The 15,139-nt window shown below is 40.3% G+C and carries 14 protein-coding genes and 1 other annotated feature; of the genes, 10 read left to right on the top strand and 4 right to left on the bottom strand.

All coding sequences use genetic code 11. The features are described from left to right. Window positions 1-216: 216 nt before the first annotated feature. Window positions 217-405 carry a hypothetical protein gene (locus J2T19_RS04190; RefSeq protein WP_307213482.1) on the top strand — a complete coding sequence of 63 codons (189 nt, stop codon included), beginning with the start codon at window positions 217-219 and terminating at the stop codon, window positions 403-405. 288 nt (window positions 406-693) lie between these two features. Here J2T19_RS04190 and J2T19_RS04185 read toward each other — a convergent pair whose 3' ends face one another. Further along, window positions 694-1,311, bottom strand: a complete 618-nt coding sequence (locus tag J2T19_RS04185) for a TetR/AcrR family transcriptional regulator (RefSeq protein ID WP_307213479.1) — start codon at window positions 1,309-1,311, stop codon at window positions 694-696. Between the two features lie 148 nt (window positions 1,312-1,459). Here J2T19_RS04185 and J2T19_RS04180 point away from each other — a divergent pair, with 148 nt between their 5' ends. Further along, entirely contained in the window at window positions 1,460-2,206 is a 747-nt protein-coding gene (locus J2T19_RS04180; protein WP_307213477.1) for an alpha/beta hydrolase, read from the top strand. Window positions 2,207-2,273: 67 nt separating this feature from the next. On the opposite strand, the gene J2T19_RS04175 is transcribed toward J2T19_RS04180, so the two are convergent. Continuing rightward, entirely contained in the window at window positions 2,274-3,491 is a 1,218-nt protein-coding gene (locus J2T19_RS04175) for an NAD(P)/FAD-dependent oxidoreductase (protein ID WP_307213475.1), read from the bottom strand. Between the two features lie 90 nt (window positions 3,492-3,581). Beyond that, a complete protein-coding gene (locus tag J2T19_RS04170) occupies window positions 3,582-4,718 on the bottom strand; it encodes a GerAB/ArcD/ProY family transporter (protein WP_307213473.1) in 1,137 nt (378 codons plus the stop codon). A 154-nt stretch (window positions 4,719-4,872) separates the two neighbouring features. Next, window positions 4,873-5,124: a binding site (T-box leader), on the top strand. A gap of 79 nt (window positions 5,125-5,203) precedes the next feature. Here J2T19_RS04170 and trpS point away from each other — a divergent pair. Further along, entirely contained in the window at window positions 5,204-6,190 is a 987-nt protein-coding gene (gene trpS / locus J2T19_RS04165) for a tryptophan--tRNA ligase (protein ID WP_307213471.1), read from the top strand. Here trpS and J2T19_RS04160 read toward each other — a convergent pair. Further along, a complete protein-coding gene (locus tag J2T19_RS04160) occupies window positions 6,187-6,795 on the bottom strand; it encodes a CPBP family intramembrane glutamic endopeptidase (protein WP_307213468.1) in 609 nt (202 codons plus the stop codon). The genes trpS and J2T19_RS04160 overlap by 4 nt on opposite strands. Window positions 6,796-6,889: 94 nt before the next feature. On the opposite strand from J2T19_RS04160, the gene J2T19_RS04155 reads away from it, so the two are divergent. From J2T19_RS04155 to J2T19_RS04125, 7 genes are all read left to right on the top strand, one after another. Then, on the top strand, window positions 6,890-7,495 hold the full coding sequence (locus tag J2T19_RS04155) for an acetylglutamate kinase (protein ID WP_307213466.1): 606 nt from the start codon (window positions 6,890-6,892) through the stop codon (window positions 7,493-7,495). 158 nt (window positions 7,496-7,653) lie between these two features. Next, window positions 7,654-7,830, top strand: coding sequence for a hypothetical protein (locus tag J2T19_RS04150; protein WP_307213465.1), 177 nt, complete (start codon window positions 7,654-7,656; stop codon window positions 7,828-7,830). A gap of 308 nt (window positions 7,831-8,138) precedes the next feature. Further along, the gene (locus J2T19_RS04145) at window positions 8,139-8,510 is read left to right on the top strand and encodes a winged helix-turn-helix transcriptional regulator (protein ID WP_307214020.1); all 372 of its coding nucleotides are present in this window, start codon (window positions 8,139-8,141) and stop codon (window positions 8,508-8,510) included. Between the two features lie 175 nt (window positions 8,511-8,685). Then, window positions 8,686-9,402, top strand: a complete 717-nt coding sequence (locus tag J2T19_RS04140) for a 3-ketoacyl-ACP reductase (RefSeq protein ID WP_307213463.1) — start codon at window positions 8,686-8,688, stop codon at window positions 9,400-9,402. A gap of 260 nt (window positions 9,403-9,662) precedes the next feature. Continuing rightward, window positions 9,663-12,599, top strand: coding sequence for an insulinase family protein (locus tag J2T19_RS04135; RefSeq protein ID WP_307213461.1), 2,937 nt, complete (start codon window positions 9,663-9,665; stop codon window positions 12,597-12,599). A 181-nt stretch (window positions 12,600-12,780) separates the two neighbouring features. Continuing rightward, window positions 12,781-13,707, top strand: a complete 927-nt coding sequence (locus J2T19_RS04130) for a trigger factor (protein ID WP_307213459.1) — start codon at window positions 12,781-12,783, stop codon at window positions 13,705-13,707. A 59-nt stretch (window positions 13,708-13,766) separates the two neighbouring features. After that, window positions 13,767-14,963, top strand: a complete 1,197-nt coding sequence (locus tag J2T19_RS04125; protein ID WP_307213457.1) for a trans-sulfuration enzyme family protein — start codon at window positions 13,767-13,769, stop codon at window positions 14,961-14,963. Window positions 14,964-15,139 lie beyond the last annotated feature (176 nt).

The following is a 15,139-nucleotide window of genomic DNA, read 5'->3' as shown; positions in this document are numbered from 1 at the left end:
CGAAGCTAGTTGTTCCAGTAAGATGTAAATGAAGGATAACTTGACAATATATTCGTCATTAATTTATAGTCATTGTAAAGCTTGCTTTACAATTTGTGCCAAGCAGAGCTTGCGTTTGAGCAATCATGTTGAACGTTTACGGCTCGAATATTTACCACAACTATTGAGCAGGTTTTTATTTTGAAGGATGAGTGCGTCAGAAAGGGGAATAATTCAATGCAAGCATCGGAGAGAACATGTACAGATTGTGGGGGAACTTCGTTCGTTGAAGCGATGGATTTCATCAATCTGCGCCCAGTGAATCAAAAGATGTCGCTTGGTTCTGAACGAGTGTACACCATCTGTCTTGATTGCGGTGAGGTTGTATCCATTAAAGTGAAGAACCCGGAAAAGTTGAAAAAATAAGATTATACACTCGCTTAACCACAGGTAGTCATATCCAGATTGAAATCATAGATTCATTCGAAGTCGCTCACGGAGCGGCTTTTTTGCTGCACATTTAGAATTTACATAAGAACCACACACTACAGCTTTTATGAAAGCGGAACGACGAAAAAACTCCGTTCCAAGAACGAAATTCCCGTCGATTAACAAGCTAGCTATTGTGCTTAAGATCTTGCTTGAGTTAAATCCTATCCTATCGAGCTGCCAATTGTACGACATCGTATAACATTCATTTATTTATTTATTTCTTTAAGTTGCCTTTGCGCCCTGCAGGAAGAGGGATACCACCTTTTGGGCGAGGACAAGGTGTGATTCATACTTTTGTGGATTGTTTTCACGATTTCCCATTAACATTAGCGTCGAGAAGGTCTCTGCTAAGAACATGGGATCTTCTTCACGAAGGATCTGCTGATCCATAGCGAGCCTGAAATGTTCAGCCAGCAATTCATGGATCTGCTGCTCAGCTTCACGGATTTCGCGAAATTGCTTTTCATCAAGAAAAGACTCAGCTTCTCTCATCATCGTTTCAATGTCTGCATGGGGATTCGCTAATCGGGCCTCAGCCAATCGCACCAAACCGTGCTCCAGATGGTCAACTTCGTTCAATAAATGTGAAGTGACCTTCCGAACGTTGTTAAGCATCGTTGTCATTGCCACCTTGAATAGTTCGGGTTTACTCGCGAAATGATAATAAATAGTTGGTTTGGATACCCCGCATTGTTTCCCGATCTGTTGGAGCGAGACCGCTTCGTAGCCGTATTCTTTAAAAAGTGTGGACGCTGTATAAATAATTGCCTGCTGTATGGATATATCATTGACAGCCTGTTTGGGTCTTCCCCGTAACCGTTTTGCTGGTTTCTCTAGCATTGTATTCGCTCCTTCACATGAATATTTTATGACAAATTTCGATCATTAGCAAAATCCTCTTGTAATTTTACTTACCGGTAAATATAATTTAAATGTAATCCAATTCGTAACAAGTAAAGGTGGTATTATATTGAAAACGGCGCAACGCATGAGCAGATGGAAAAAAATACTGATATGGATAAGCGTGGTCGTCGTTGTTCTTGTAGTGGGATTGTTTGTTTACCTATCATCGGTTACATACAGCCCATCCGAACAAGCTGAAGCAGCTATACAAAGTGATGGACAGGTACTGGTTACCGAGGTGAAGCAAGGCTACCGCTTTGAACCCCAGGAAACCGAGGCCGTGGAGCCCAATATCGTTTTTTATCCCGGAGGTCTGGTGGAACCATCCAGTTACTCTCTATTAGCAAGAACAATGGCTGAACATGGCCACCGAGTATACATTGCCAAGATGCCTTTGAATCTAGCCATTTTTGGACTGAACAAAGCAGATTCATTTATCGCTGAACATCCAGATGAAGCTTATGTAATCGGGGGTCATTCACTTGGTGGTGCATTTGCTTCACGGTATGCCGCGGAGCATGCTGATCAACTTGAGGGAATTTTCTACTTGGCATCTTACGCTGATGACGGTGGGAGCTTGAAGGAAACCAACTTATCTGCACTACAAATTACAGGATCCAATGATGGCGTTTTGAACTGGGAAGAATGGGAGAAAACAAAAACTAATCTTCCGAAGGATACGACATTTGTCAGTATAGATGGAGGCAACCACGGACAGTTTGGATCGTACGGCATGCAAAAGGGAGACCGTACACCTGAAATTACCGAGGATGAGCAGCTAAAGGAAGTCGTTCAAGCACTGGATAACTGGTTTAACTTGTTGAAAAAGTAAAGCAAAGAGGCTCGAATCGTTAACCATTACGGTTACCTGATCGAGCCTTTTGTATTACTAAGTCTGGTTAGTGAGTGATAAGTGGCCTACTTTGCAGATAGAGATCCCAATCAGGGCTTGATCCTGTAACGATTTTATCCGCAATGATTTTGGCTAATACACCATTATACACCGTCCCGTTGTCTCCGTAAGCCATAATGACATAACAATGAGGATAGGTATCATATTGGCCGATTACAGGTAACCCATCATGCGTTCCCCCGTAGAAAGCTCCCAAATAAAACTCGGGTTCTGCCGGTATGTCAGGGAACAATTTGTTAAACTCCTGAATGAGTTTGTCTTTACTCGCTAAGAGCTTAGAATCTCGTGTAGTGGCGTAATCCGTATCCTTGTCCATACCTCCGATAATGATTCGATTGTCTGGAGTGGTGCGCATGTAGACATAGGGACGGGCGGTTTCCCATATTAATGTTCGTTTGTACCAGCTCGACCAATCGTCAATAGGTTTCGTAATGACAGCGTAAGAGCTCGCTAACGTCGCATTTTTCTCAACTTTAAACTCACGATCTTCATAACCGGCAGCGATAATGACATGTTTTGCCCGAATTTCACGACGCTCCTTGGTGTAGAAAACAGCGTAGTCCTGTTCGAATCGTTTTCCCGTTATCTCGGTGTTCTCATACATTAAGCCTCCATGAGATCTTACTTTCTCAAGAAGTCCATATACGAATTTTAGCGGATTCATCTCAGCATCATCATAATAATACAGAGCGCCTGCTTTTTGAAAAGGATACGCTTGATTGATGTGTTGTTCATCCCACAGATCTACCTTGAATCCATATTTTTGAAGTAGAGCATACTCTTCGGTTAGAGCAGAGACATCTTCCTTGTAACTTGCATAATACAAGCTGTCACGTCTTATAAAATCCGGATGAATAGGTAGCTCGCTACTGACTCGCTCAATATCATTAATCGCTTGTTCACATAGCTTAAGGTGACGAGCAGCCACTGCTTCGCCAAAGGAATTGCTAAGCGATACAAAGCTCTTCTCACCGGCATATTGAATCAGAGCTGTATTGGTGCTGGTGCTACCTTCTCCGGCTTTTCTTTTGTCTACAATGACTACTTTCAAGCCTTGCTCACTAAGGATGTTGGCACACTGAGCACCTGAACTCCCAGCGCCAATAATGAGTACATCACAGGATATATCTTCTTCCAGCTTAGGATAAGAGGGTGGGTTAACAACCGTTGTCGGCCAGTACAATTTTCCACTTTGCAGATCCATACCAAGTCTCCCTTATATATATTCCGTGTGTAGTATGAGCATTATGATCTAACTCGATGCAACGATGCAAAGACCATGAAGGCTAGGCGTTTATTGACTTTGGGATTGTAATTCTGAGCCTTCGTTAGAAGCGTGTTTACCACCCTTTTTACGGATCATGCTGATGATCAGCAACAGAAGTGGCAATAATCCGAACAAAAAGACGGATATATTTCCTAGAAAATCCCCCAAGGCTAATGTTTCTTCTAGGTTTTTTGGCAAATAAGCAATGATATAGAGTACAGGCAGCAATGCATATTGTATACCTGTGATTTTTCGGAGACTGAACAAATCTCGAATACCCACGGCTGCAAAATAGTGCTTAAACGCATATGTCGCAAAAATTTGCATGAGCCAAAAAACGATAAAAAGCGATTCGTAGCGTTCAAAGAATATCCCTTCAATTTCGAAGCTTCGCACCATATCTAAAGTAGGCCAGGTTCGTGATTCAATACCGGGCAATGATAAATTCCCTACGACCATGACGATGGTAACCAGGTATATGATAGTGCAGATGAGAATGCTATAGATCGCGGCTTTATTACTTGTTTTGACATCCGACATGAGGGCTGTAATGATCAATAACACTTCATATCCGGAGTAGGAGAGAAATGAAGGTTTAATGCCTTTTAATACAGGGAGAAGACCCTCACCCAAAAGAGGTCTAAGATTACTCAATTCAAACATTCTGCTGCTTAAAAGGAACACTACGGCTAACAATAAGAGGGTGACAGGTAATACAATCTCAAAAACGCGGATGATCACTTTAAGACCTCCACTGATCATATAAATGCCAACCCATAAGCTGACCATGATGGTAACCCAACTCGGTGTACGCTCGAGGATGTACATGCTCGTAATCTCGGCCATGACTCTGACTTCGAATGAGCACAGAATGATAAAATAAATAATGATCAAAAGTCCCACAACATATGAAATCCATTTGCCTGTAATTTCAGGAACAAATTCAAATACCGTTTTGCCAGGAAATCTGCGACACAAGGTAACGAGTAGAATACTAATTAGCGCCACCAATACACCTGACACGATGACGGAGATCCACACATCTGGTGTTTCCACTGCTTTACTAATCGTTCGAGGTAGTGTTAGAATTCCGGCTCCAAGGATCGAATTAATAACGACAATGACTACTTCGGATGTGCTGATCTTCGATCCGGATTGTTTCATCGATTTCACTCCAAACTGGAGAATTTTTTTGTAGCATTCCCCAGTCCAGTTGTTTTATGTAAATACAAATTTAGTGATATGATGGGTCATTTACCCTATATTTAGATGCTTGATTTTTGACTGAGATTCGGATAATATGTATTTTAATTTAGAATAGTTAGCAATGAATGGAAAGAGTAGTTGTATTGAATCGTCCAAGCGAGCCGGCGAATGGTGAGAGGTCCGGTACGAGAAAGTGCAACGAATGGGTCCATTCGCTTCAATTCGAACTTCGCATAGCGAACAGTAGGCGTTGACGGCATCCCTCCGTTATCCATGGGAACCCTGTTAGTCGTTTTGACAGGTGTGAGTGCAGCCATAGGCTGAATTCGGGTGGTATCGCGGAGTCTAACACTTCGTCCCTTTTAAGGGATGGAGTGTTTTTTGTTTTTCATTCGTCTAATAATTTTGGTTAGATGAATTCAAATGAATTAGGAGGAATGGGAATGAAACAGAGAATTTTATCAGGCATTAAGCCAAGTGGGGATCTGAACATTGGAGGATATGGTGGAGCATTAAGTCAATTTGTTAAGTATCAACATGAGTTTGAATGTTTTTTCTTTATCCCTGACTTACATGCGATCACAGTGTATCAAGATCCAGAAGAATTAAGGCGTCGCTCACGAGAAATTGCAGCATTTTATATTGCGGCAGGTGTAGACCCTGCTAAAGCATGCATATTTCTTCAATCCCAAGTTGCTGCACACCCTGAACTTTCGTGGTTGCTCGAAACGCAAGCTAGCTTTGGAGAGTTGAGTCGCATGACACAATTCAAGGATAAATCAGAGGGTAAGGATGTTGTCAGCTCAGCGTTGTTCACCTATCCCGTCTTAATGGCAGCAGACATTCTACTCTACCAAGCGACACATGTACCCGTGGGGGAAGATCAAAAGCAGCATTTGGAGCTAACACGAAATGTAGCCGAACGGTTCAATCATCGCTTTGGGCAAACATTCACCCTACCAGAGCCTATCATTCAAGAGATTGGCAGTCGAATTATGGGACTAGATAATCCAGCCAAGAAAATGAGTAAAAGCAATCCAAATCTCAGCAGTTATGTACTTCTCTTAGACTCACCTGAGACGATTCAGAAGAAATTCGCTCGTGCAGTTACCGATTCTGAGGGGAGCGTCTATTACAACTGGGAGACGAAGCCTGCCATTAGCAATTTAATTGAGATCTATTCTGTATTTTCGGACGAAACAATAGAGCATGTTGTGAAAAAGTTCGACGGACAGGGTTATGGTACATTCAAAAAGGAATTAGCTGAACTGGTGGTTGAGAAATTAGTCCCGCTTCAGAGTCGATTTAAGGAAATCGTGAACTCGTCAGAGTTGGATGAGATTGTTAAGCATGGCGCTGAACAAGCAGCTATTCAGGCCAATGTTACACTTACTAAAGTGAAACAGGCGATGGGCATAGTTACGTTTTAACGTTTGAGACGGATGATATTATATTTAAATAACAGCGTTATACCTACATTCATAAGGAAATGGACAAGAACTGGAACGGCGATATTGTTCGTTTCTGTATAAATCCATCCAAAAACGAAACTTGGAATGGTAATGTTGATGAGCATGATCGGTTTCTTGAAATATTGAATATGAAAGCCGATGAACAACAATGTGGTTGTAAGGATTGCAATCCATTTACTATCAATGAATACGTATAGTACATTTTGCACAATTCCTCTAAATAACATTTCCTCAAACAATGCGCCTACAAACATAAATAGCGAGAGGGTAAGGATTGAGGAATCCGGATAGCTTTTATTCGTGTCATCGATATATTTTGCAGGGATATATGAACTCAAAATGACCCCGAACAACAGTAGACCAATCGTAGAAAAGACGATAATCCAAATCATTTCTAAAGGCGAATCCAAGGATAAAAAATGTTGAAGTGTTAGTACATCATTAATGACAAGGGCAAAGATAATAGCTGCACAAATGAAAGAAAATGAAAGAAACACTAACCCAGCGTCTCTTGTACTGAAATCCTTTGTTGTGTTAGTTGGCTTTTCCTTATGCGGTTCCATAGTTCTTCCTCCTTAGATCACATATTACCCATTTTTCATGCACCAATATGGTGTTTCGCCTATATATTGTTGAAAAAGAGGAGTTGACGGATAGATGTATACGTATTATCCCGTTTATTATTATCCTGGATTTCGACAAGAGCACGTTGTGCAATGGACACCAAACAGTGTAGAGCTAAACAGGAAATTACGGACGCTCTGGGAACAACATGTTTTCTGGACAAGGTTAACTGTGAGCAGTATTGTTGATGGGCTTGGAGATGCAGACCAGACTACGGCAAGACTTCTTCGTAATCCACAAGACTTTGCAGTGGTGCTTGCACCGATCTATGGCTCAGCTATTGCCAATGAGTTTGAGAAGCTACTCAGTGAGCATCTGACCATTGCGGCAGAGCTTGTTACCGCACTAAAAGCAGGCAATACTACAGCAGCGGAGGATGCACAGAAACGTTGGTACGCGAATGCAGACAACATTGCTCAGTTTTTTGCTAGAATCAATCCATATTGGTCTAAAGAGGAATGGCAACGGATGATGTTCGAACACTTGAGACTGTTAAGTGAAGCGGTAGCTACTCGTATTGCGAAGGATTACACCACGAATGTAGCCCTTGCTGATCCCATTGAACAACAAGCATTAGAGATGGCCGATATGATGACCACCGGAATCATTCAACAATTTCCAATGTTTTTTCAAGGTTAGTATACGGTTACGCGCGTTAAAGTTGATGTCCATCTGGGCATCGACTTTTTTGATTTGTATTTATTCTGAATCAAGAAAATTGAAACATGTATACTTAATATTCGTAATAATAGGGTATATGTCAAATTAATCAGTTGAAGAGAAAAGGGGATGAGCAAATGAAAAGAGTATTAAGAGTTATGATGTATCCATTTGCTATGGTGCTAGGAGCGCTCAGTTGGGCTTCATTTGGAGGTGATTCTGGTAACGGTGTGGGATTCCTGAGTGATGTAGTTAGAGACCGCGGATATGATGGACAAGAGCTGTTTAACAGAATAGAACACAGAAATACATAAACACTTTTAGCGTCGGTTCCTTCTAGATTTGAAAAAATGGGATTATGCAGACAAATTTTTCATTAAATTTTCTATTAAAATGTTTTGTAAGTTGACGAAAGAAGATCGAGTTGATCGGGGAGAGAAAACAATCTTCCCCATAGAATACTTGTTGCTAGATTTTCTTCTTAAATAATAAACAGCCTGACTTTATGAGGGAGTCAGGCTGTTTGTGTTAAGATCTGTTTCGATATTGATGGTATAATACATAGGATTGACTATAGGATATAAGGTTTGGAATGATTAATATCATTAAGGATGATGGAGAAATGGCAGATCATTTAAGACAAGAAATAAGAACCAGATTAATAGAAAAAGACTACCATTGTGCCAAGGAGTATACGTTATCTATCCTCAGTGGTAAATGGAAAGTGGTTATTTTATGGCATTTAGGCGTAGAAGGGCCACATCGTTTCAGTGATTTACAGAAGTTGTTTCCTAAAATTTCGCATAAAATGTTGACAAGCCAGCTCCGTGAGCTTACTGAAGATGGGATTGTTCATAGGGAGGTCTACCCTGATGTACCGCCTAAAGTAGAATATTCGATGACAACGGTCGGGATGAGTATATTGCCGATTGTCGAAATGATGTATACATGGGGAAGTAAACGGATCGAACAACTTAAACAGGAAACACAATGAGCTAAGGAGTTGGTTACCAATTGGTAACCTCCGTACCGAAAAGTGCATTCTATTCAATACGAGCTTAAGCGTGTAATATGAACTTTATAGTTTGATCCGTATTCGATTTCTGAGTTTGTAGGTTGACTTTACATTTTAACGTTCGAACGAGATATAAAAGGAGAGAGAAACTAAAATGCAATCCATCACAGGTAAAGTAGCGTTAATTACGGGAGCAGGGCGAGGTATCGGGCGAACAATCGCAATCTCGCTTGCACAAGAGGGTGTACATGTAGGTCTAGTTGGCCGGAGTCTTGAAAATTTACAAAATGTAGCGGAGGAGCTTAAGTCGTACAATGTGAACGTTGCAGTAGCCTCAGCAGATGTATCTGACATGGATGCAATCACCACAGCAGTGGATTCAATTCGAAGCGAATTAGGAGCCGTCGACATCCTCGTTAACAATGCCGGGATTGGTAAATTTGGGGGATTCATGGAATTGACACCTGAAGAATGGACAAATATCATCGACGTTAATGTCAAAGGGGTATATTATACAACTCGTGCAGTATTGCCAGAGATGATGGAGCGCAATACAGGTGATATTATCAACGTTGCTTCAACGGCAGGGCTCCGAGGTGCGCCGCTTACGAGTGCATATACGGCATCCAAAGCAGCAGTCATTGGACTTAGTGAATCCTTAATGCTTGAGGTGCGTAAGAAAAATATTCGAGTAACTACACTAACGCCAAGTACGGTAGCTACAGACTTGGCAATTGAATCTAAGCTAACAGACGGTAATCCCGAGAAGGTTATGCAGCCTGAAGATTTAGGTGAACTGATTGTGGCTCAATTGAAGCTTAATCAACGGATTCTATTGAAAGAAGCTGTACTTTGGTCAACGAATCCATAACGTTTCAGATGAGAGTGTCCTACTATTCAGACTTGGTAGGACATTTTTTTATACCGTATTGGTTCAACCTAAAGTGATCATTTCCAAGTATCAAATCGGGAAAAGATCACTTTTTATTTTCTGTTGGAAATGAAATTAGTAAAGTCAAATGAACATCATACTATCCTGAATAGACATGAATTGTTCCTGAATAAACCAACGATATTGTTTTACATTTACCCCAATGCTAGAATGATAAAAATTTCATCGGGGGGTAAAACATGTCGAAATTAAACCTTAATCAAGTGTATTCTGGCTTCACTGTCAACAAGGAAACTTTCGTTAAAGAGCTTAATGCCAATGTATATACATTAGAACATACTAAGACTGGAGCTAGACTATTATATGTAGATAGTACGGATGATAATAAGGTGTTTAGCATCTCTTTCCGTACACCCCCAAGTGACAGTACAGGCGTATTTCATATACTAGAGCATTCGGTTCTATGTGGATCGAGAAAATTTAATGTGAAAGAACCATTTGTAGAATTGTTAAAGGGTTCTATGAACACGTTCTTAAACGCATTGACCTTTGCGGACAAAACGATGTATCCCGTAGCCAGTCGGAATGAGAAAGATTTCATGAATCTCATGGACGTGTATATGGATGCCGTGTTCAATCCAAACATTCGTGAGCACGATGAGATCTTTAAGCAAGAAGGTTGGCATTACGAAATAAATGAAACCACGGATGAGCTCATCTATAAAGGTGTTGTATTTAATGAAATGAAGGGCGTATTTTCCTCTCCTGATACCATCCTCGCCAATACTATTAATGAATCCATATTCCCGGATAACCCTTATCGTCATGTTTCAGGGGGAGATCCAGAGAAGATTACCGACCTAACATATGACGGTTTTATGGAAGCTTATTATACCTACTATCACCCAAGTAACAGCTACATCTTTTTGTACGGGAATCTGAATGTGGAAGAAACGTTAGCTTTTCTGGATCGGGATTACTTAACTAAATATGACAAAAAGCAGATTGATTCCAGCATCCCTCTGCAGCAACCTGTTCAGAAGCATACTGTTGTAAAAGAATATGAAGTGTTGGAAACAGATACCGTAGAAAATAAAGTGCATATGGCGTTGAATTTTGTAATTGGCGAACATTCTGATAGAGAACGTGCGGTGGCATCTCAGATCTTACAGGAAATCCTGCTAACTAGCCCAGCCGCACCATTGAAAAAGGCACTCCTTGCGAGAGGGATTGGGCAGCATGTGTCAGGGATGTTTAATAGTGCTTTGCGTCAGCCCGTTTTCTCAATCATCGTTAGAAATGCTCACGAAGGACAGGAAGAAGAATTCAAGCTTGCAGTTATCGAAGAACTCACACGAATTGTAGAAGAAGGAATTGATAAGAAGCTCATTGAAGGTGCGATCAGCGGGAGTGAGTTTCAGTTAAGAGAAGCAGACTTTAGTATGCCAAAAGGGCTTGTTTACAACTTATTTGTTATGGATAACTGGCTATATGATGGAAGACCAGAAGATTGTCTAGCATATGAGAAATTATTTGAACAGATCAAATTAGCATTAACTACAAACTATTTCGAACAACTCATTGAGGAGATCATTCTGAATAGTAAGCACAATAGTTTTGCAGTGGTGAAGCCATCCAGGACATTAGGAGAACAGAAGCGTCAGGCTGAACTTAACAAACTTAAGACATATCAGAATTCACTTCGTACAGAAGAGCTTGATCAACTGCAGAAGGAAACAGAAAAGCTTATCCAAAGACAGTCTACACGAGATACCAAGGAAGATCTTGAACAGATTCCAATGCTCACGTTGAGTGACCTTAACCAGAGTCCAGAGAGAATCCCTTGCACAGATGTAAAAGTTAATGGCATAGATACACTGTGGCATGAGATGAACACCAGTAAGATCGCGCACTATAATCTCTACTTTGATATCAAAAATGTGGTGAGAGAACTGGGGGAGTCTTACATTCCTTACGTTTCCTTGTTAAGCAAGCTTCTTGGTAAGGTAGATACTCGAAATTATAACTATAACGAGTTATCTAATGAAATCAGTATCAAGTTTGGAGGACTGGATTTCTCTAATAAAACGTTTGAAAATTCAAATGAAGAGAATTTGAATGTGAGATTAAGAGCTAGAGCTAAAGTGCTTGAGCCTCATCTCGAAGTTTCTTTCCATTATTTGAACGAAATCATAAACCACTCGCTGTTCACAGATGAGAAGAGAATTCTGGAATTGCTACAAGAAATCAAGCTGAATCTTGAGATGAGTCTGAATCAAAACGGTCATTCCTTTGCGTTAATGCGGGTGCATTCCCAATTATCTCACGCTGCCAAATATGAAGAAAATCTAGATGGAATCAACTTCTATCGTTTTATTTGTAGTATCTTGAAGGACTTTGATCAGAATCAAGAATCTATTCTTGAAGCACTTGAGAAAACGAGACAGTATGTCTTTACCAAAACGAATCTTGTCTTAAGCTTCACTGGAGATCAGGCGTTATTTAACGTATTCAGCGAGTTCTTGCCTCGGTTAGAATTAAATGATTTAACGAAGAATCACAAGGTTCAACCTACAGAAATCAGTGATACAACTGAAGAAAATGAAGCTTATGTTATTTCTAGCGGTGTTTCTTACGTCACGAAAGGTTACCAATATCAAACTTTAGGTTATGAATACTCGGGTAAGCTCAAGGTTCTGAAGAGAATTCTTGACCTGAATTACCTGTGGAATGCTGTGAGGGTAAAAGGTGGGGCATATGGAGTAGGCATGATGATTAGTCGATGGGGAGTTTGTTCATTTTTCTCCTATAGAGACCCGAATGTAGCAGCTACCTTCAATGTTTACGATCATGCTTACGAACATTTGGCTGATTTCAATGAAGACCAACAAACGATGACAAAGTATATCATTGGCACCATTGCAGGGCAAGATAGACCTTTATCCGATCGCGAAAAAGGTGAGCAAAGTGATGCATACTACTTTAGTAACATATCATTTGCTGATCTGGAGAAAGAAAGACGAGAGATCCTATCAACTACGGCTGAGGATATACAGGGATATGCCAAACTGCTCGAAGAAATCGTAGCGCAAGGCCGTTCTTGTGTAATTGGTAACAAAGATAAAATTAATGAAAATAAAGAAGTGTTCGATGTCGTTACAGATCTAATATCCTAACGCTTTCGGATAAATACGTCAGTAATAAGAGATACATTCTGTGTGTCTAGCGGCTAACAATTCTTAACCAAGTAAAAGATCTAGAATATACAGGTGTTCAAGTATCTTGTATATTTTAGATTCTTTTATATGTGAAACTTTATGGTAGCTAAACCATGATAATAATAAAGGAGTGACTAGATTGTTAAAATCAAAATTATTAAATAGATATGATTTTAGTACATTTATCATACCTGAGGAGCTATCCATTCAACATGAAAAAATTGAATCCCAGGTTGAAGATGCGATCTCATTTGTGGCAAAGAAACATGTAGTTTTGATTGAGTCATCTGATCCAATTGTTTCAGGTGACATTGTTACAGTGGATATCGAAAGTGACAACACCGATCTGAATAAAAGTAATGTACAGGTTTCCGTAGGCATTGGTTTTAACAAACGTATTGAAGAGCATGTTGTTGGAATGAAAATAGGGGAAGTTAAGCGCATTAGCATAGATGGAGAGGAAACAACCCTAAAAGTAGTAAATGCTCAAAGAAAAATTGTACCCGAGGTAACAGATGAATTCATTGAAGGCCTGAATATAGAGCATGTTCATACGATCAAGGAGTACAAAGCTCATTTATATCATGATTTCTCCGAGCAATTGAAAAAGCAGAATGTATTTAAAATTGCACAAGCTTGGATTAAAGCAGGTATCGACGGATCAGAATTCGACATGAGCGAGGAAGATATAGCCCATAAACTTCAAAACGTACGAGAACACGCAGCCCGGGAGAACTCGAGTTATGAGGACTATATTGTGAAATATGCTTCTGTAGAGCTTGAAAATCCATCGTTAGAGGAAAGTGAAGCTTATGTTCGGAAATCGCTAACAAGAGGTATACAAGAAATGCTGCTGGGTCAATCTTTTGATGCTACGGGTGCCAATGAATTCAATCTAGAAACGTATGAAAAAGATATAAAAGAAATGGCGAATAAAGCCGATCAACCCGTAGAGGAATTGAAGAAAAGCTATTCGTTTGAAGATTACCTCCAACAACAGTACAAAATGCACTATTACAATTATGTACTGAATCTGTGTAAAAAAAGAATTGAACTTCATGACTAATGAGTATAGAGCGTTAATCAATCTTTCTGGATTCTTAATGAATGGGGGTGGCGGTGATTGTGGCGAAACAATATGATAACAATTGGCGTATAGACACAGCTATTATTCATACCGCTCAGGAACCTTGTGAAAAATCGGGTGCAGTTGTATCGGCTGTCGTCCCGGCAGTTGCATATGCATTTCCAACAGTCGAAGCTGCTTCTTCTTGTGTTAATGGAGAACAAGCAGGAACCTATTACGGCCGGTACGGGAACCCCACGGTGAAGATATTAGAAGAGAAAATAGCTCACCTGGAGAGAGCAGAATCAGCACTGGGAGTAAGTAGTGGTATGGCAGCCATCTCAAGTGCACTTCTAACCTATTTAAAACAAGGAGACCATGTACTATGCACACGAGATATTTATGGAGGGACGTATAAGTTCCTTCATCATCTCGCGCCACGCTATGGAATCCAAACGGAGTTTGTTGATTGTACAGACCTGAACGCTGTAGAACGTGCCATACGTTCGAATACCAAAGTTCTTTACCTCGAAACACCTTCTAATCCTTGTTTGACCGTTTTAGATATCAGAGGTCTGTCCAATTTAGCACATAAGTACGAGATAACGGTTATTGTTGATAATACCTTTATGACCCCTTATTTACAGAGGCCACTTGAATTAGGGGCTGACGTTGTTGTCTATAGTGCGACAAAGTATCTGAACGGGCATGGGGACGTCATAGCTGGATTCATCGCAGGCAAAACAAAAGAGATTAACTGGATGCGAAAGAACATGGTAGGTGACTTAGGACAACATCTGAGTGCGTGGGATGCATTCTTGATATTGCGTGGGTTAAAAACGCTTGGTTTAAGAATGAAACAGCACTGCCATAGTACAGCAAAGATTGCTGAATTTCTCGCAGACCATCCGTTGATTCAAAAGGTACACTATCCGGGTCTACACTCACATCCTCAGCATCATTTAGCCAAACAGCAAATGATAGGTATGGGCGGTATTGTCTCCTTCGAAGTAAAGGGTGGATTTGACAAGGCCAGACGCTTAATAAACGCATTACAACTTGCTATGATTTCATTTAGTTTAGGTGATCCAGAAACACTCGTACAGCATCCTGCTTCTATGACACATTCTTCAATTGCTGAAGAAGATCGAAACACGTTTAACATAACGGATGGTCTGATCCGCTTATCCACAGGATTAGAAGATGTGGAAGATATTATCGATGACTTGAAGCAGGCGCTTGATCAACTGTATTGAGCAACATGCAGAGATATGAATAATTATAAATGAATTAATGACTGATTGTGTAAGGTTTTTGTACCGTTTCCGTTCCCAATTATCCCGAATTTGGTTGTGATAAACACGATAATAGCCGTAATGCACATAATGGATTGAAAAACGGAAGAAAAGTATTAAAATAAAATAAATTGATA

Origin of the sequence: Paenibacillus tundrae, from assembly GCF_030812775.1 — a bacterium.
Lineage (GTDB): Bacteria > Bacillota > Bacilli > Paenibacillales > Paenibacillaceae > Paenibacillus > Paenibacillus tundrae_A.
The sequence above is the reverse complement of the archived record's forward strand: the minus strand, read 5'-3'. Positions and strand labels throughout refer to the sequence as shown.

Coding starts and splice junctions, on each gene's coding strand:
- J2T19_RS04190 (WP_307213482.1), top strand. CDS start 217: ATGCAAGCATCGGAGAGAACATGTACAGATTGTGGGGGAACTTCGTTC.
- J2T19_RS04185 (WP_307213479.1), bottom strand. CDS start 1,311: ATGCTAGAGAAACCAGCAAAACGGTTACGGGGAAGACCCAAACAGGCT.
- J2T19_RS04180 (WP_307213477.1), top strand. CDS start 1,460: ATGAGCAGATGGAAAAAAATACTGATATGGATAAGCGTGGTCGTCGTT.
- J2T19_RS04175 (WP_307213475.1), bottom strand. CDS start 3,491: ATGGATCTGCAAAGTGGAAAATTGTACTGGCCGACAACGGTTGTTAAC.
- J2T19_RS04170 (WP_307213473.1), bottom strand. CDS start 4,718: ATGAAACAATCCGGATCGAAGATCAGCACATCCGAAGTAGTCATTGTC.
- trpS (WP_307213471.1), top strand. CDS start 5,204: ATGAAACAGAGAATTTTATCAGGCATTAAGCCAAGTGGGGATCTGAAC.
- J2T19_RS04160 (WP_307213468.1), bottom strand. CDS start 6,795: ATGGAACCGCATAAGGAAAAGCCAACTAACACAACAAAGGATTTCAGT.
- J2T19_RS04155 (WP_307213466.1), top strand. CDS start 6,890: ATGTATACGTATTATCCCGTTTATTATTATCCTGGATTTCGACAAGAG.
- J2T19_RS04150 (WP_307213465.1), top strand. CDS start 7,654: ATGAAAAGAGTATTAAGAGTTATGATGTATCCATTTGCTATGGTGCTA.
- J2T19_RS04145 (WP_307214020.1), top strand. CDS start 8,139: ATGGCAGATCATTTAAGACAAGAAATAAGAACCAGATTAATAGAAAAA.
- J2T19_RS04140 (WP_307213463.1), top strand. CDS start 8,686: ATGCAATCCATCACAGGTAAAGTAGCGTTAATTACGGGAGCAGGGCGA.
- J2T19_RS04135 (WP_307213461.1), top strand. CDS start 9,663: ATGTCGAAATTAAACCTTAATCAAGTGTATTCTGGCTTCACTGTCAAC.